Raw genomic sequence first — 17,548 nt, 5'->3', positions numbered from 1 at the left:
CTGATCGAGGAGACGCCGCCGCTACAGATTACACCGAAAGCCGCCTGATCGATGCGGCCCGAGGCCACACCCCAATTACACCACGTTGACGGACGCGACCATTTTTGTGGCTCTCGCCGACGATGCCCAAGGTATAGGTTCGAAATGACGGCTTAGGCTCTTTCGTGCCACCACCTAACAAGCGACTCAGCCACCTCATAGCGCTCTCCCTAGCGGTCAGGGTCTCGCCACACTGATGCAGAGTCAATTGTTCGTCGGGAATACCCGAGAGGATGCGTTTAAGCACAGCGCGCGCTATAGGCTGCCGCATCGGACGGGGGATCTATATGGTGACGCAATCGGGAGAGCAGGCGGCTCTAGTGATTCATGAAGTGTCCGAGGCTGAGGTTGTCGCCGACCTCAAACACTGGCGGACCAACATTTGGCCGCGTCACTGGCCTGAGAATGTTAGAATGATCTCGGCAAACGGGCTGTCCCTGATAGGGCTCGATGACGAGGGCAACGCCTACCTAAACGGCAAGCGTCTATACACGGCGCGGCGCTTTGCGTGGCAGGAACGAGTAATCGCGGGCCTGCTCGCTCTGGCGGCGGTAGGTGGAGCTCGCTGAAGGCTTTTCGGCTTATGCTGATTGGCATCCGAATATGTCGCTTGCCTGCACCTGCTGATCGCTTATCCATCATTGGCCTGCTTGGGACCTGCAGCGCGCCCGAGATGCGCCGCCCGTGTGGCGCACCATTCAAGATCATGGCCGCGCTCATGGATGGATGAGGCCGCCACCTGCAAAGCCTCCGCTGCCATTTCTGGCGGCAGGCCAATGAGGATGGTCTGCGCACCCGCCGCGATCAGGGTGCGGATCAGTTCGGTTTGGGCCATGCCTTGGTGAATCAGCAGCATTTCAATATCCTTGTTTCTTGGCGGCTGCGAGTTTGTTTTGCAGCCCGGTGGCGGCTTGCCTGCCAGCCTCGCGCGCCTCTCTGGCGTCCGTGACGCCCGGGAACGTCATCTGAAGGTTGCCGATCGCGGGGGCCGCGCGTGGGCCGCCCGCACCGTTAGGCTCCACGCGGATGCGCTCGTTTGCGCTCACCCGCACGCGGGGGATTCCATTGATGGACAGGACATTGCGGTCCACTCCAGGAAAGCCGCCAATCGTGCCGCCATTGGCGAAGCCGGGGAGCCCGGAAAAGGCCCCCGCGAATGCGCGTCTGGTTGACCATGATGCCGTTGGATGCCCGCATGATGTTGGCACCGCCGCCGAACAATTTGCCCATGCCGCCACCCATGCCGCCGCCGAGAACCTGAAGGCCGGTCATGGCATTGCCCAAGATGCTCTTGAACACGTTTTCGCCAGAGATGATGCTGCCAAGCGCTCCGAATATCCCGGTCCCCGGCGCGCCGCTACCCATGCCGCCGCCCAACATCGACATGAGGCCCGCCAACAACATGCCCATGCCGTTACCGAAGTCGCCAAGCCCTTGGGTCTATCGATTTTCTGCTCAACAATGCCGGAACTGCTCCGACAGGCAGGTGGCTGGACGTCGCCGTTAAAGCGACTCAACGCTGGGCTTCCATATGAAGCAGCAGACGCCAGCGCTTGTGCCATGATCCTTGTCGTATTCGAGCCTCTACAACGGATGCTCGGTGACCTCCATGATAGCGCGAATGAGGATCGCGTTTCTGCCATGGGGCAGGCCGCCGAGAATGCCTGGCACTTTGGTCTATAGTTTCCTCTTTAGCTAAGCGCTGACGCGACGCCGTCGCTCCAAGGGGGCCTCTTCAGGAAAAATGGTAGGCGACATCGCATAAGTCCGCGTGAGCGTCGCGATGAAGGCGCGATCAGCGATCGGGTCTGTCGGCACTTCAAAAACTACTCCACGCCCCCTCAGATCTGCGATCAACATCTCGAAGACACGATCACGGTCGAGGTCATCCGTGTGATCATAATAGCGTTTCACATCAGCCATGTCGGTGAACACATGGGCGCTGTAATGGAACAGGGCACGCATCTCGTTCGCCTTGAAGCGATTGACCACCACGCCGTCGGTAGTGACCTTCCAGTCTTCCTCCCCATCGGGTTCGAGGAGCGAGTGCAGCGCCATCCCTTCGGGAACGCCCCGCCGGTCGCGCGGCCCACTGGCTTCGCCACGATGGAACATGCGCTGGTTATCGGTGAGGATGCCTGAATTTCGAAATGGGGGTGCAAACCGGCTGGGCGGGGCGTCTGGCCCGTCCGGCCAATAGGTGAACCCACCGTCAATGTCGGAATCATAATGATATGTGATGACCTGTCCGGCCTTCACTTCCCAAGCGTCGAATAGCCCGGATTTCGCCATGATGCTCGTCAGCCAGGCAGGGGTGTTCGTCGGGTCCATGCCGCGCCAGCTGCGGCCATCGAAATGGCCATTGTCGTAGCCCGGCGATGGACCCTGCATGTTGAACTGGAACAGGTAGGGAGCGCCATATTGCGCGCCGTGCATGCTCTTGACGAGATCAAGTAGTTTTTTACTGTAGAATATGTCGTGAACCGTTTCTTCGTACACTATTCCGTTGTTGCCGAAGAAGCCGCGAAATGCAGGCGTGAGAAAGTCTGAAAGATCAAGTTCCTCCTCATTGTCGCCGCTCCCGCCGCTGACGGCAAGCAGTTCCTCTACCGACTTGAAGTAAATGCCTGCGATGAGCCGCCAAGGGCCCTTGTTGCGCATAACGCCAAACAGACGGGCGGTCTCATCTTCGGTGAAAATGTCAGTAAGATAAGTCGGCGGTTTTACAGGCGTCATGGGATGAGCAGTCATCTCTGTACTCCTGGGCTTTATGATGAAGATTACAGGGCAGCGATTGCCGGCTCCTGGCGAGCGCCGCGCACGAGGCGGCCGGGCAGCGCGGAAGTCGCCACCCCGTCGCGATAAGTCACCGTTCCGCTCACAATTGTAGCCGCAAATCCATCAGCGCGCTGCTTCAGCCGCCGCCCGCCTGCGGGTAGATCATAGGCGATTTCAGGGGCGTGTAGCCGCAGTGCGTCCATGTCTATGACGTTAATATCTGCTTTGTAGCCCGGCCTCACCAGCCCGCGATCATGAAGGCCCACCGCGAGCGCTGGTTTACGGCTAAGTTCGGCGATAACCCATTCTAGGGGGAACCGGCCTTCCCTTCGATCACGGGTCCAATGCGTTAGGACGAAAGTGGGGAAGCTGGAATCGCAGATAAGACCGTAATGAGCGCCCCCATCGCCCAAAGCGATCAGACTATGCGGATCAGCGATCATGCGGCGCACATTTTCAAGATCGCCGTGAACATAATTGGAAGAGGGCATCATCAGAATGCCGCGCCCATCACGCTCAAGGAGCGCGTCAAGGGCCAGTTCCGAAGCCTGGCGGCCAGTTGCTGCGGCGCGCAAGTCCAGGCGGGCGGCAGAATCAGGCTCATAATTTGGTGGATCTCCCATCGGATAAAGATCACCAACATCGCGCGCCAGCGTCTCATACAGCGGGTTGGTCGTGACAGGTTCCTCGCTCAGCAACCTTGTCCGGAATAGGGGGTCCCCTAGCCGGGCCACCTTATCAGCCAGAGGCAGATGCTCGATTTCCCGGAAGCTTGGATGAAAACGGAAGGGATGGAAGGACAGTTCCAGCCCGAACAGCATGCCAATTGGGCGCGGGAAGACTTGCGCTTTAATGGGAAGACCATCGCGATTGGCTTCTTCTACCAGCTCGAGCATGACTTGGGGCAAGCTGGGATTATACTTTTTTTCCAAAAGACTGAATGACAGCGGCCGGCCCGAAGTCTCCACGATGCGGCGGAAAAGAGCCATCTCGTCGTGCGGGTCACAACCATAATGAGAATTGGGGATGATTTGAAACACCCCGGCCTCGGCGCGGGCCAGCCCTTCAGCCAGTGCAATCAATTCATCAGCTGCGGCGCCAATGGACGGCGCCCATTCGCCTGCCACAGTCCTGTGACCATGGCTTTGGGAGGTGGTCACGCCAAGCGCGCCCGCCTCAACAGCCTCATGAACGATGTTCGTCATCGCTGAGAGGTCATCAGCAGTTGCGGGCTCGCGCGCTGCGCCCCTGCTACCCATGACATAGACCCGGATCGCCGAGTGCGGGACCTGCGCTGCAAAATCAACATCTGCCTGACGTTCGTCCAGCGCATTGAGATAATCGGGGAAAGTCTCCCAGTTCCAGGGTAAGCCCTCGGTCATCACGACTTCGGGAATGTCTTCCACCCCCTCCATCACCTCAACCAGCATGGCTCGGTGGTCGGCTCGGCAGGGAGCAAAACCAACACCGCAATTCCCCATCACGACGGTGGTAACGCCATGTCCTGATGAAGGAGACAGGCGGTTTTCCCACATGACCTGGCCGTCATAATGAGTATGAATATCGACGAAGCCAGGCGTGACGATACATCCGGATGCATCGATCTCTTCACGCCCACAGCCGGGGACTGTGCCAACGGCAACTATAACACCTGCATCGATCGCGACGTCACCGTCGAACATAGTTGTTCCGCTGCCATCAACAATCTTGCCGCCACGAATGACCAGGTCATGCGCCATCGCCAATCCATCCTATCCGCGTTCAAGGCGCGATGCTGGCACCTGACACATGATGCCCGCTTTAATTTCGGTGCGCCGTACGGAAATAGATGGACTGAGGCTTGTCGTCAATCGCCTTCTATCTTGGGACCAGCAGCAGCGGCGCGTTCCGACACCGACCAACGGCCACTACGAGATGGCAACGGGACCTGGTCCGACCGAATGAGGCGCTCCATTCCGTTGATGATGTTGTCGAACCCGAATGTCAGTGCGGCATCCCTGTCGACTGACTCGAAATCCGCCCAAAGCTCCGATGCGAGCTGCTGGAGTGAAGGCTCAAGCGTTGCGGCGTGGGCAAGCGTTTCTGCACGGCGGTTTTCAGGCGATTGCCGCTGCGATGAGATGAAGCCAAGGGTTGCGGTAGTAAACCAGCTTAGCGCAAAAGCGAGGCGTTGACCTTCTAACTTCTGCTGTCTCAGCAGCGTGGCGAGCGGAGCCCAGGTACGCAGCCAGGCAGGCGATACATGGCCGTTCCACATGCTGAGTTGGACAGCGACAGGGTGACGGTCGAACAGATCAACGACGGCCCACATCCAACCCCGAAGCTGGTCTTGCCAGGCAGCGCCGGGCGCGGGCGGTTCGAACCGCGCGTAGATAGCGTCCGCAACGGCAAGGAGCAGCAGTTCGCGGTTTGGAAAGTAGGTGTAGAGCGACATCACGCCAGCCTTCAGCCGCTTGGCTAAAGGTGCCAGGGAAAAACCCTCCAACCCGACTTCGCTAAGAAGGGAGATCGCGGCATTGATGACGGCTTCGCGCGACAGGCGGCGGGGACGGCCCCGGCGGCGGGGAGCCGCCAAAACAGGCTCATCATGTGCAATTTCGGCCAATTGTTGCTCCTGCGTGCTATGAATGGGACAGCCACCGATCGGCGCGCGACCAGCGTCGGACTTAAATTAGTTGCACGATCTCGATCATGTGTCCCTCTACATCTTTGAGGAAGGCTACGCGGACGCCGTGCTCTGGCGCGTCGCGCGGTGCATCGGCATGGCCGACCGGGTGGGAGATAATCTCCTCTAGAGCTTCGTCACCCGCGCCTGCTCGCACACGGCTGCGTTCCTCGACCCCTAGCACTCGCGTAGAAATCGAATGCGCGATCAACATCGGCCACGATGATTTTCGTGAATCCCAACCGGGGCAGGCTCAACTCGGGCACGTGATTTTCTCCTATGGGCACCGTCCGATAGCGACCGCGACGGAGCGGCAGGAAAATCGATCTACCACCGATGAAAGGCTGCCGCATTCTAACGTACGGCTTACGGTAATTGGCGCGCCACTGGCAAGCCTTCGCTCGGACTGGCAAAGATTTCAGATACTTGTCCCTGCCATGATGACGGCGCGGCTGCCCCCGTATCGTCCGTGCCTCCCATTTTTAGTTCCTGCTGTCCCTGCAACATGGATGCAGCGTCAAATCATCTATCTATTCCGGATTACTACCGCTGCCGGATAGATCGCGCTCGCGGTCTGGTTCATTGAATGCGCCAAGAGCGAAAGCTCCGGGGAGGCCCCGCGCTGCAGGCAGGCGCGGGGCTTTTCGCTACCTAACTTTAGGTATAACCCTAATTCGTAAGGATATGGGCAAAAGGGGTAGGTCGCAACCATCGTCCGCGACACAGCTTATGTACTCGCAGGTTTCCTGCATTGCGACCCAAACTTGCCCCTGCCTTCCTTTCAGTGAGGCGGGGCTTTTTGAATCAAGCGTTTAACTAACGCGCGGTTCGGTGCGGTTCTGTGTCCCTGTCTCCAGCAAATATGGCCAGGTGGCCTCCCGGCAGCCGGCGAGGATTGCGATCAGGCGATCGTAACCACCCGCGCCGAGCCGGTCCGGTCGAGCGGCTTCACCACCACCTTGTCGCCCATGCGGTCAAAGGCGATATCGACCGACGCGTCACCCACGCGGAGGCCATAGAGCCGCAATTCGTCGAGGAAGCGGGGCAGCGCTGGTTCACACAGGGAAATTTCCGCCGCCGCAACGTCGAAGCCGATGCCCAGGCTGGACTGGATCAGCGACAGCGGGGCTGCGGCAGACCAGGCCTGCGGGCTGCAGGCAACCGGGTAGAATGTCGGCCCCTGCGCCCGCCGCCGGGGGAAACCGCAGAAGAGTTCCGGCAAGCGCATGAGATCGACATAGGTGGCCGCTGCGAAGAGCCCTTCGAAAATCTTCGCCGCCTCCTTCCTGTAGCCATAGCGCGAAAAGCCCGACGCGATCAGTGCGTTGTCGTGCGGCCAGATCGAGCCATTATGATAGCTCATCGGGTTATAGCGCGCCTCGGTGGATGCGATGGTGCGCACGCCCCATCCCGAAAAAGAGGCAGGCGCCATCAATGTGCGCACGACAGGTTCCGCGCGCTTCGCCAGTGCAAGGCCGGTGAAGAGCACATGGCCTGCATTTGAAGATCGCACCCGGCAGGCCTTCTTTTCTCCATCGAGCGCCAGCACATAGGTGCCTAGTTGCGCGTCGAAGAAGGCGGCGTCGAAAAGGTCGCGGAAGCGGTCGGCCCGCGCGCCATAGTCCAGGCCACGGGCCGCGTCGCCTAAGGTGCAATGGATGGCTTCGGCCGCTCGCCACGCGCCGTAGACATAAGCCTGCACTTCGGCGAGCGCGATCGGGCCGCGCGCGATCGACCCATCGGCATGGAAGACGGAGTCATGGCTGTCCTTCCAGCCTTGGTTGGCGAGCCCCTGATCGGTCAGCCGCCCATATTCGACGAAGCCATCGCCGTCCCGGTCGCCATGCTCGTCAATCCACCGTAGCGCCGCGTCGATATTGGGCAGCAATTTGGTGATGAAAGCGGTGTCGGCCGTCCGCTCCAGATAGGCCCCGGCAAGCATGACGAACAAGGGCGTGGAATCGATGCTGCCATAATAATGGCGGAACGGCACTTCCCCCAATTCGGCCATTTCGCCATGGCGTACTTCGTGCAGGATTTTGCCCGGCTCGGCATCTGCGGCCGGATCGAACGCAGTTGCCTGATGTTCGGCCAGATAGCCTAGCACCCCCCGGCTGATCGCAGGGTCGAGCCAGAGCGTCTCAAGCGCCGTGATGATGGCGTCGCGGCCAAAAACGGTGCTGAACCATGGAATGCCCGCATAAGGATAGGGCCCGTATTCGGTGTCGGTCGATAGCATGGTGATGTCGGCCACCGACCGCCGCGTCACTTCATCGAACAGGGGGTTGGACGACCGCACCGTCGCCCCGCGCGCGCGCGCCTGTTTCAGCGACTGCATGGATTCGCGCAGAGCCTTCAGGAACTGACGCGAGAAAGGGCCGGGCTGGGGATCGAGCCGTTCGCACGCAATCCGCATATAGAGGGTGCGCCGCTCACCCGCGGGAACCGTGACTTCGAACGCCGCATGGCTTTCGGTCAACTCCTGCGGCTGGGGATCGAAGCAGAGATGGGTCTCGCGCGTGCGTGCATCGCGGCCTTCATATGCCAGCAGCACATCGGTCGCGCCGATGACCGGCGTCTTCATTTCCCCCTTGCGCAGCCGGGTCATCCCGCGAATTTCGAACAGGTCGGCAAAATCGGCGGCAAAGCCGATATTGACCGTTACCGTCCGGGAGTCCGTATCAAAGTTGCGGATGGTGATCCGCTCATGGATCGCGCTTTCCCAAAGGAAACGGGTGCGCCGCAGGTGGATAAGGTCATGTTCCACTGCGACCCGGCCGTCATCGCCCGCAAAATCGGGGTTCGTGAGGTCGCAGGTCAGCATGGCATTGTCATCGCGCAAGGCCGAGCTGAGCAGGATGGGCCGGGAACCGTTGATCGTCAGATAAAGGTGCGACAAATGTCGCGTGTCGCGATGATAGAGCCCCTCCGGACTGCCCGGTCCAGCGATCGCGTCGCCGCTATGGTCGAAGACCGCAAAGCTGTCCCCATGCTTCAACGTCCGCGGACGCCGCTCATGCAGCGAAGCCGTCGCCGGAATGAAAAACTGAGTCTGCTGCTGGGACAGGGACTTTGCCGGTTCGGTGGCCAGGGCTTCTGGCTTCAACTGGCTCGCCGTCATGCGACTCTCCTCATCCGACCACTTGCAGGTGAAGCCCGTTTTCTTCGCCGCGCTCGCGTCGAAGCCGCGCCGCGTCGGTACGGGCCCCGGGCAGAGCATGGTAGAGCCCAACATAATCGGCTGCCATCCGCTCTGCCGTGAAGCGTGCGTCGAAAGCGGCGCGCACCCGGCTGCGGTCAAGATCGCCAAGGCGAGCGACGGCTTCGACAGCTTGGTCTTCGCCATCGACTATGAAGCCCGAGACGCCATGATCTATGACCTCTGGCACCGATCCGCAGCGGAAGGCGATGACCGGCGTGGCGCAGGCCATCGCCTCTATCATCACTAGGCCGAACGGTTCGGGCCAGTCGATGGGGAACAGGAGGGCGCTGGCACCTCCCAGGAACTCGGCCTTTTGCGCCTCGTTGATTTCGCCGATGAAGTCGATGTTGGGATAGAGGTTGATCAGAGGCGCTATCTCTTTCTCCCAATAGTCCCGGTCCACATTGTCGATCTTTGCGGCGATCTTGAGCGGCTTGCCCGAGCGGGCGGCGATGCGAATGGCGCGGTCGGGCCGCTTTTCCGGCGATATGCGCCCGAGAAACGCGAGATAACCCTCGTCCCCGCCGATCCGGGGCGGCAACAGGTCCGATGGCAGCCCATGATAGATAGTGCCCGCCCAATTGACCGGCGGCATCGGCAGACGCTGATGATCGGAGATCGAGACGAGGCTATGATGGGGGAAGGTGCGATAGAAGGCGGGCAGATCGGGCAGGTCCAGCCGCCCGTGCAGCGTCGTCACGCATCGCCCGATAATGTCCTGGACGAGCGGCATGTGGATGAGGTCGATGTGGAAATGCAGAGCGTCGAACTCGTCGGCCCGCCGCCGCACGGCCTCCAGCAGCATCACATGATAGGGGATCGGGTCGCGCACATTGGGGTTGAGCCGCAATGCCATCTCCGTCACCGGGACAAGTTCCGCGCGGGTGACCGAATCCCCACTGGCGAATAACGTCACCTCATGCCCCTGATCGACGAGCGCCTCGGTCAGATAAGACACGATACGTTCTGTACCGCCATAAAGCTTGGGCGGCACGCTTTCAGCCAGCGGCGCGATTTGAGCGATTTTCATGCAGCGATCCTCATCCAGGATTGGACGTCACCATCGCCTCGGGGCGCGACTGACGTGGGTTAAAAACGCAAATGATGATCCGGTTGCATGAGTTTTGCTCTTGCCGGGATAATTTGATCGAAAGCTCGGCCCGTCGCCTGAGGGAAGCGGCTTGTGTCGTTTCGATGAGCCCTGACTTTGAAGTGACATAGTCGGTCGCCATAGACGGTTCCGAACTGGCTGGGCGTCCGGGTAAGGGGGCGGACACGGTCATGAGAAGCAGGAGAATGTCTTGACCATCGTGGCGATCGATTTCGAAGCGTCGTGCCTTCCCCGGCATGGGCGGTCCTTCCCAATCGAGGTAGGCGTCGCTTCATTCGGCCGGAGCCAGAGCTGGCTCATCCGTCCTCATGAAAGCTGGGCGGGATGGGACTGGACTGCCGAAGCTCAGGCATTGCACGGCATCACACGCGACAGGCTTTATCGCGACGGGCTCCCCGTGGAGGCCGTGCTCGACCGGCTGTTTGCAGCAATGGACGGTCGCCGGGCGGTTGCCGACAGCACCATCGATCAATATTGGCTGGAAACGCTGGCCCAAGCCGCCGGAGAGCAAGCTCCGTTCATGATCGATCATGTGTCCATTCTGCTGAACGAACATGGCGCGGGCGAAAGTCGCATCGCCTCGGCCGTCGCATATGCGGACCTTCGTCATCCTGAACGTCACCGGGCCGCTGCAGATGCCGCCTGGCTGTCTGCCTTGCTCGATCATGTCGCAGGGGATGCGCAAGCCATGCCTGCCTTGCCGATAGCTGCGATGCGTAAGCGGGCGTCGATGGGCTTCAGCAATAATTTGTAACATCCGGCAAATTTCGGAGACATTTGTCGCGTCTAGAGCCTTCGCAGTGCATTGGCACGCGAAGGAGACGTCTTCCCATGTTCCTCATCATTGCCTCGGCCGCGACCCTGTCGGCCGCCGCCCCTGTTCATAGCGCCGAACTCAGCCACGCCGCGACCGCCTATCAGGCAAGCTATGAGACTGTTTCGACCGTGCGCTTCCAGCAGGTCGAACCTCGTTTCGCGAATCGCCCCGCCACGCCGGTCTGCCGCTGGCAGGCTGAACTCGTTGTCAACCGCGGGGTGACGGCGCAGGGCCGCCCGCTGATAGCCGTCGCCAAGCCGATCCATCGTTTCGCACCCATCGCGGGCAGCCATGCCGGCCCCTGTGAAGCCGCACGCAGCCAGGTGAGCGCTGAGATCGCCCGCTATTCCAGCGCCCGTTCGAGCGAAGCGCTGAGCGTGGCGCAGCAGGACAGCGCCGTCCTGCTGAACGAACTGGATGGGATCAACAGCCTGGCCGTGAAGGGCGGATGAGTCCACCGCTGGTCCTGATTGCCGAGGAACAGCAGGATTTGCGCCATCAAGTGCGCGAATATCTGGAGCAAAGCGGATTTCGCGCGCTCCCTGCCGCCTCGGCATCGGACATATGGAATGCCCTTAAGGCTATGCCGGTCGGCGTGCTGGTGCTCGATGCAGCGCTGCGCGGGCCGGACGGCATGGACCTGTGCCGCGACGTGCGAGAGCGCAGCGATGTGCCGATCATCCTGGTCGGTGCGAACAGCAGTGAAGTCGACCGCGTCGTCGGACTGGAATTGGGCGCGGATGATTACGTCGCGAAGCCCTATTCCCATCGCGAACTCGCCGCGCGACTACGCGCGGTGCTGCGGCGCGGCAGAAATGAACGGGCAATAGGACTGCGCGCGCGTAGCGAGGCGCGGTTCGATGGTTGGCGCATCGATTTCGCCCGGCGCGAGGTGAGCGACGAACAAGGCAATCTTGTCGAGCTGACGGCTGCCGAGTTTTCGTTGCTGGCCGTGTTGCTGGATCACGCCCAGACGGTGATCGCACGCGCGCGCCTGATGGAATTGGCTGGCGTTCGCGACGCGCCTTCGTCCGACCGCAGTGTCGATGTGCTCGTCAGCCGCCTGCGGCGAAAGCTGAGCCGGGGCGGGCGGGCCGCGCCGATCGTCACCGTGCGCGGCGCGGGTTACATGCTGACCGCAGCAGTCGAACGACGCTGAGCCCAAAAAAACCAAGCAGACATACTATTTAACAAATCCGCTGCGACGCAGCAAAAGCGACTTCCTATCCTTCATGATCAGGCCGGTCTGCCCCCTGACCGGCGAGAAACAAGAAGGATAGAGAAGCCATGAACGAGCTTATCGGTCGCGTGTTCAGCTTCGAGACCCAGGTCTTCCCGAACGAGAGCGCGCTCTACAATCAACTGGCCAGCCATGGTCAGAGCCCCAAAGCGCTGATGATCTCCTGCGCGGATTCCCGCATCGTACCGGAACATATCATGCAGGCGCAGCCAGGTGATCTGTTCGTTTGCCGTAATGCAGGCAATATCGTGCCGCCGCACGCCACGCAGAATGGCGGGGTAACGTCCACCGTCGAATATGCGGTGATGGTGCTGGGCGTGCGCGACATCATCGTGTGCGGCCATAGCGACTGCGGCGCGATGAAGGCGCTGTCCACCAATGCCGACCTGACCAACATGCCCAATGTCGCGGCTTGGTTGCGGCACAGCCATGCCGCACAGAAAGTTTGCCGCGAAAGCTATCCCGACGATCTCACCGACGCTGAAAAGCTGCGCAACATGGCGCTGGAAAATGTCGTTACGCAGCTTGCCCATTTGCGCACCCACCCCTCGGTCGCGTCAGGCATCGCTCGCGGCGAAATCGCGCTGCACGGCTGGTATGTCGATATCCATGCAGGTCAAGTGCTCGGCCTCGACGGCGAAACCGGCCGCTTTCTGCCGCTGCGCGAAGGCCAGCCGATGCCGATCGCGCTGCCCCATGGCCGCCGCCTCGCTGCTGAAGCGGTTTACGCCCAGGCGGCGGAGTAAGCCATGTTGAAAGCGCTTTCCGGCGGCACGTTTAGCCGAGATTTCACCGCTTCGATCGTCGTGTTCCTGGTGGCGATGCCTCTTTGCATGGGCATCGCCGTCGCATCCGGCGTACCACCGGAAAAGGGGCTGATCACCGGCATCATCGGCGGCATCGTTGTTGGCCTCCTGGCTGGTTCGCCGCTGCAGGTCAGCGGCCCAGCGGCGGGCCTTGCCGTCATCGTCTTCGAAATCGTGCGGGAACAGGGGCTTTCCGCGCTCGGACCTATCTTGATCCTGGCGGGTGCGATCCAGGTCGTCGCGGGATTGCTGAGGGTCGGCGGCTGGTTCCGCGCCATCTCGCCCGCGGTGGTTCATGGCATGCTCGCCGGTATCGGCGTGCTGATCGTGGTCGGCCAGTTCCATGTGCTGTTCGATGACAAGCCGCTGTCCAGCGGTCTTGCGAACCTTTTGGCTATGCCGGGGCAGATCTTCGGCCTTAGCAATCAGGATGCCGCGACGGCCTTTGCGATCGGCCTTGTCACGATCGGCGGCATGCTGGGCTGGGAAAAGCTTCGGCCCGCGTCGATGAAGTTACTGCCTGGCGCTCTCGTCGGCGTCGTGCTGGCGACGCTGGTGGCGTTCATCCTGGGCCTGCCGGTTGCGCGTGTCGTGGTGCCCGAGTCCATCGTTGCGGCGGTCTCCTTGCCCGAACAGGGATTGCTCCAGCAGCTGATGAATCCCGCCATCCTGACCACCGCCGTCGCGATCGCCTTCATCGCCAGCGCCGAAACATTGCTGTCGGCGGCAGCAGTCGATCGGATGCATGACGGTGCGCGCACCAACTACAACCGGGAATTGAGCGCCCAGGGCGTCGGCAATCTGCTTTGCGGCTTTGCCGGTGCGCTGCCGATGACCGGCGTTATCGTCCGCAGTTCCGCGAACGTCCAAGCGGGTGCGAAGACGCGTCTGTCCGCCATCCTGCACGGCATCTGGATATTGGGCTTCGTCGCGCTGCTGCCCTGGCTACTGCGCGAGATTCCGATGGCGGCTCTGGCGGGCATTCTGGTCGTGACCGGCGTGCGGCTGGTCAGCGTCGATCATGTAAAGCATCTGCTGCATCGTTACGGCCCGCTCCCGGCCGTAGTGTGGGCGGTGACGCTGATCATGGTGGTGACCACTGATCTTCTCACCGGCGTCCTGGTCGGCATCGGCCTGTCGCTGCTCGAACTCGTGCCCCATGCGCGCCGTCTTGGGCTGGGTCTCGACGAAGATCATCGCGACGATGCCCATGAAGTGGCGCTGCATGGCACCGCCACCTTCCTCACCCTGCCCAAATTATCGGCAAAGTTGGAATCGGTTCCCGCCGAGCGCCGGGTAATCCTGAATGTCGAGCGGCTATCCCATATCGACCATACCTGCGCCGAGATGGTGCGGGAGTGGATCGACCGCCGTCGCGGCACAGGCGTCAGCGTTGAGCTGTCGGGCGCCACAGGACGGTTACGCAACCTCGTCGCCTGATCCCTAATCCCCTCCAGGCGACGTGAGCCGCCGCGCCAGTTCCCGATGGCGCGGCGGCTCTTTTTTGCGTTCATTCCAAAACTGGAAATCAATTAGACACATTTGGAAGTCTCTTAGACAATAACCGTGGCCTGCACGGCACAGCCTGCACGCCGCCTTCGCACTTGCGGCAAAAGTCCATTTCTCTTTGTGCAGGCGCACCATAGCTTGGGCGCAATCCGTGGGTAATCGAAGGCGCACAGATCTTCGAGCCAGCGCGGACGCAGGACGGAACATTCTTACCAAAAAGGGGAATGTTTCATGAAATATCAGATCGCCTGTGCTGCCCTCGCCTTGATGACGAGCGCGCCGGCATTCGCTCAGGAAGAAGCCGAAGGTCCCGTCACCGTATCGGGCAGCGTCGCGCTGGTTTCCGACTACCGTTTCCGCGGCGTGTCGCAGACCGATAAGGGCATGGCCATTCAGGGCGGCATCACAGCCACGCATGAAAGCGGCCTCTATGCTGGCACCTGGGCTTCGAACCTAGCTGGCTGGGGCCAGTTCGGCGGCTCCAACATGGAACTCGACCTGTTCGCCGGTTACGCCATCCCGCTGGGCGGCGCGACGCTGGACGTCGGCCTCACCTGGTACATGTACCCGTCGGGCGCGGACAAGACCGACTTCGCCGAACCCTATGTGAAGCTGTCGAGCGAATTCGGTCCGGTCAAGGGTCTGGTCGGCGTTGCCTATGCGCCCAAGCAGCAGGCTCTGGGCAACTGGTGCAGTGACGCGGCTTGCACGGTCGCCGATCCGGGCGACAAGGAGGATAACCTTTACATCTGGGGCGATGTGAGCGGCGCTGTGCCTGGAACCCCGGTTTCGCTGAAGGCCCATCTGGGCTATTCGGACGGCAACCCCGGCCTTGGCCCGAACGGCACCTCGGTCGCTCCGACCGGCAAATATCTTGACTGGCTGGTCGGCGCGGACGTCGCGATCCCTGGCACGCCGCTGACCCTGGGCGTCGCTTATGTCGATACCGACATCAAGCGTTCGGACGAAACCTACCTCCGTCCGAACTTCATGGTTCAGGATGCCGACGATTTCGGTGAATCGATCGCGCGCGGTCAGGTGGTCTTCTCTCTGACGGCTGCTTTCTAAGTTGATCATGCCGGGCCTCGCTACGCCGGGCCCGGCATGACAATCTTGCTGGGGAGAGCCGCGGATTGTCCCTCGCATGACAAATTGTTGCTGATCTGGGTTCAACGGGTTTCTATGGCAACGTCCGGTTGACCCTTCCATCAGCCCCCCTTATCCCGCGACACATGAGCTGTTTTCGTTGCGTGAAATTGCTGGGATGACCGCTCCCACGATCATCCTGGTAGAGGACGACCCGCCGCTGCGCACGCTGACGGCGCGGGCGCTTCAGGAACATGGTTATCAGGTCCGGCCCGCTTCATCGGGGCCGGAAATGTGGGTCGCGTTCGATGCTGGCCCGGTTGACCTCGTCGTACTCGACGTCATGCTCCCTGGCACCAACGGCATCGACCTTTGCCGTCAGATCCGGCGCAACAGCGACGTCCCGATCATCTTCATCAGCGCCAAGGGCAGCGAAACCGACCGGATCGTCGGCCTGGAACTGGGTGCCGACGATTATCTGCCAAAGCCCTTCGGCACGCGCGAACTGATTGCCCGCATCCGCGCCATCCTGCGTCGCGTCGGCGTGGAGCGTGGACCCGACGAACATCGGGAAAATGAGGCTCGCTTCGACGGGTGGATCGTCAACTTCCCCCGCCGTGAGCTGCGCTCCCCCACCGGCGCGATCGTGGACCTGACCGGCGCGGAGTTCGATCTGCTCGGCTCCTTCCTCAGCCACCCGCAGCGCGTCATCGCCCGCGAGCGGCTGATCGAACTGTCGCGCACGCGCATGGGCGACAGCTCCGACCGCAGCATCGATGTGCTGGTGAGCCGCCTGCGCCGCAAGCTTTCGACCGAGGGCAAGTCAGCGCCGATCACGACGGTGCGCGGCGTCGGCTACATGTTCAACGCAGAAGTCAGCCGCGCTTGAGATTGCATGTCAGCCGGTCGCTGGGTCTGGTCGGCCGGCTGCTGGCGATCCTGCTGCTCGCGCTGACCCTGGAATTTGCGGTCGGCACGCTGATCTATGAGCGTGCGGGCCATCTCTCTTTGCAGGATGACGAAGCGCGGCGGCTCGCCGAGCATCTCGTCATCGCGCGCAAGCTCGTGGCGGAGCAGCCCGCAGGTGACCGGCATGCGATGGCTATCCAGCTGACCACCGATCGCTACGATGTCCACTGGACCCCGGCATCGCCGCCGCCACCTACGCTGGCTCCCGAACTAGAGCGGATGCGTCGGCAGATCATTACTTGGGAACCCAGCCTGGAACGGTCACGGCTGTGGCTGCGGCTCGCTTCGCCCGGACGCGTATCGCAAATCAATGGCGGGTTGCAGCTGCCGGACAGGAGCTGGCTCTATTTCGGCATGCGGCATAGCGGGGGTCAATGGACCTTCACCATCGGCCGCATGGGCCTCGCGCTCATCCCCGTCGTCGCGCTGATGCTGGCGGGTGGGATGCTGATCCGGCGGACGCTCGCGCCGCTGAAGGACCTGACGAAGGCCACCGAGCATATCGGCCTAAGCGACGAGGTGATTGTCGCGGAAGGCGGCACCAGCGATGTGCGCGACCTGATCCGCGCATTCAACGCGATGCAGAAGCGTATCCACCGCCTGATTACGGAGCGCACCGAGACGCTGGCGGCGGTGGGGCATGACCTGCGAACCCCGCTCGCCCGGTTGCAATTGCGGCTGGAGGGGATCGGCGATGCCGAAGCGCAGGAGGCCATGGCGGGAGATTTGGCCGAAATGGGTGCGATGATCGATTCCCTTCTGGCCTTTCTTGGCGGCGAGAAAAATGGCGAGCCTGCCGTCCGCACCGACGTGGCGGTGACGGTGGCGACAGTCGTCGATGCTTTTCAGGACCAAGGCGCGGACGTCACCTATGAAGGGCCCGATCATCTGGAAATGGACGCCCGTCCGATGCTGCTTCGCCGCGCGGTGATGAACCTTGTCGAAAATGCCCTGCACTATGGTCATCGCGCCGATGTGAGCGTGGAGCGGCGCAGTGGGGAGGTGCTGATCTGTGTCGAGGATGACGGCCCCGGCATTCCTGACGACAAGTTGCAGGAAGTGCTGAAGCCCTTTGCCCGCCTGGATGAAGCAAGACAGCGGAATACGCGCGGGCTGGGCCTTGGCCTCGCCATCGTCGCAAAGGCGGTGGAGCAGGAAGAGGGGTCGTTGACCCTGACTAACCGTCGGGAGGGCGGTCTGCGCGTGGAAATCCGCCTTCATATCCCGCCCGCAGCGGAAAAGCGCTGATCCGCCACCACACACCCGACAAAAGAGAAACTGTCAGGGTCCAAGCAAAACTCGTTTATCGGATGGCGCCAAGCCGGT

16 protein-coding genes are annotated in these 17,548 nt (G+C 61.5%); 9 read left to right on the top strand and 7 right to left on the bottom strand.

The annotated features are described in order from the left end of the window. The first annotated feature begins 326 nt into the window (after nt 1-326). Nucleotides 327-608, top strand: a complete 282-nt coding sequence (locus tag ACFO3E_RS13305; protein WP_380805381.1) for a hypothetical protein — start codon at nt 327-329, stop codon at nt 606-608. A 62-nt stretch (nt 609-670) separates the two neighbouring features. Here ACFO3E_RS13305 and ACFO3E_RS13300 read toward each other — a convergent pair whose 3' ends face one another. The 7 genes from ACFO3E_RS13300 to ACFO3E_RS13270 all read right to left on the bottom strand — a co-directional run bounded on the left by ACFO3E_RS13300 (nt 671) and on the right by ACFO3E_RS13270 (nt 9,714). Continuing rightward, nucleotides 671-895 carry a hypothetical protein gene (locus ACFO3E_RS13300; protein ID WP_066524539.1) on the bottom strand — a complete coding sequence of 75 codons (225 nt, stop codon included), beginning with the start codon at nt 893-895 and terminating at the stop codon, nt 671-673. A 155-nt stretch (nt 896-1,050) separates the two neighbouring features. Then, nucleotides 1,051-1,449 carry a hypothetical protein gene (locus ACFO3E_RS13295; RefSeq protein WP_066524537.1) on the bottom strand — a complete coding sequence of 133 codons (399 nt, stop codon included), beginning with the start codon at nt 1,447-1,449 and terminating at the stop codon, nt 1,051-1,053. 285 nt (nt 1,450-1,734) lie between these two features. Beyond that, entirely contained in the window at nt 1,735-2,790 is a 1,056-nt protein-coding gene (locus ACFO3E_RS13290; RefSeq protein WP_197486305.1) for a hypothetical protein, read from the bottom strand. A gap of 29 nt (nt 2,791-2,819) precedes the next feature. Then, a complete protein-coding gene (locus tag ACFO3E_RS13285) occupies nt 2,820-4,556 on the bottom strand; it encodes an N-acyl-D-amino-acid deacylase family protein (protein WP_380805378.1) in 1,737 nt (578 codons plus the stop codon). A gap of 107 nt (nt 4,557-4,663) precedes the next feature. Continuing rightward, a complete protein-coding gene (locus ACFO3E_RS13280) occupies nt 4,664-5,422 on the bottom strand; it encodes a TetR/AcrR family transcriptional regulator C-terminal domain-containing protein (RefSeq protein ID WP_380805375.1) in 759 nt (252 codons plus the stop codon). Between the two features lie 961 nt (nt 5,423-6,383). Next, complete coding sequence (locus ACFO3E_RS13275; protein ID WP_380805373.1) at nt 6,384-8,603, bottom strand: amylo-alpha-1,6-glucosidase; 2,220 nt, start codon at nt 8,601-8,603, stop codon at nt 6,384-6,386. Between the two features lie 10 nt (nt 8,604-8,613). After that, nucleotides 8,614-9,714, bottom strand: a complete 1,101-nt coding sequence (locus tag ACFO3E_RS13270; protein WP_380805371.1) for a glycosyltransferase family 4 protein — start codon at nt 9,712-9,714, stop codon at nt 8,614-8,616. Between the two features lie 271 nt (nt 9,715-9,985). On the opposite strand from ACFO3E_RS13270, the gene ACFO3E_RS13265 reads away from it, so the two are divergent. The 8 genes from ACFO3E_RS13265 (at nt 9,986) to ACFO3E_RS13230 (ending at nt 17,470) form a co-directional block, all read left to right on the top strand. Then, complete coding sequence (locus ACFO3E_RS13265; protein ID WP_066524528.1) at nt 9,986-10,549, top strand: 3'-5' exonuclease; 564 nt, start codon at nt 9,986-9,988, stop codon at nt 10,547-10,549. Between the two features lie 77 nt (nt 10,550-10,626). Continuing rightward, nucleotides 10,627-11,064, top strand: coding sequence for a hypothetical protein (locus ACFO3E_RS13260; protein WP_380805369.1), 438 nt, complete (start codon nt 10,627-10,629; stop codon nt 11,062-11,064). Next, complete coding sequence (locus ACFO3E_RS13255; protein ID WP_380805367.1) at nt 11,061-11,771, top strand: response regulator transcription factor; 711 nt, start codon at nt 11,061-11,063, stop codon at nt 11,769-11,771. Before ACFO3E_RS13260 ends, ACFO3E_RS13255 begins: the two co-directional genes overlap by 4 nt. Before the next feature lie 128 nt (nt 11,772-11,899). After that, nucleotides 11,900-12,598 (top strand): carbonic anhydrase, encoded by a 699-nt coding sequence (locus ACFO3E_RS13250; protein ID WP_066524521.1) that lies wholly within the window; start codon nt 11,900-11,902, stop codon nt 12,596-12,598. Nucleotides 12,599-12,601: 3 nt separating this feature from the next. After that, nucleotides 12,602-14,098 carry a SulP family inorganic anion transporter gene (locus ACFO3E_RS13245; protein WP_066524518.1) on the top strand — a complete coding sequence of 499 codons (1,497 nt, stop codon included), beginning with the start codon at nt 12,602-12,604 and terminating at the stop codon, nt 14,096-14,098. Between the two features lie 300 nt (nt 14,099-14,398). Next, entirely contained in the window at nt 14,399-15,235 is an 837-nt protein-coding gene (locus tag ACFO3E_RS13240) for a TorF family putative porin (protein WP_380805364.1), read from the top strand. Between the two features lie 196 nt (nt 15,236-15,431). Beyond that, entirely contained in the window at nt 15,432-16,142 is a 711-nt protein-coding gene (locus tag ACFO3E_RS13235; RefSeq protein ID WP_380805362.1) for a response regulator, read from the top strand. Beyond that, entirely contained in the window at nt 16,139-17,470 is a 1,332-nt protein-coding gene (locus tag ACFO3E_RS13230) for an ATP-binding protein (protein ID WP_380805360.1), read from the top strand. The genes ACFO3E_RS13235 and ACFO3E_RS13230 overlap by 4 nt, the downstream gene beginning before the upstream one ends. Nucleotides 17,471-17,548: the final 78 nt, after the last annotated feature.

Origin of the sequence: Sphingobium tyrosinilyticum, assembly GCF_042654265.1 — a bacterium.
GTDB classification, from domain to species: Bacteria; Pseudomonadota; Alphaproteobacteria; order Sphingomonadales; family Sphingomonadaceae; genus Sphingobium; species Sphingobium tyrosinilyticum.
The sequence above is the reverse complement of the archived record's forward strand: the minus strand, read 5'-3'. Positions and strand labels throughout refer to the sequence as shown.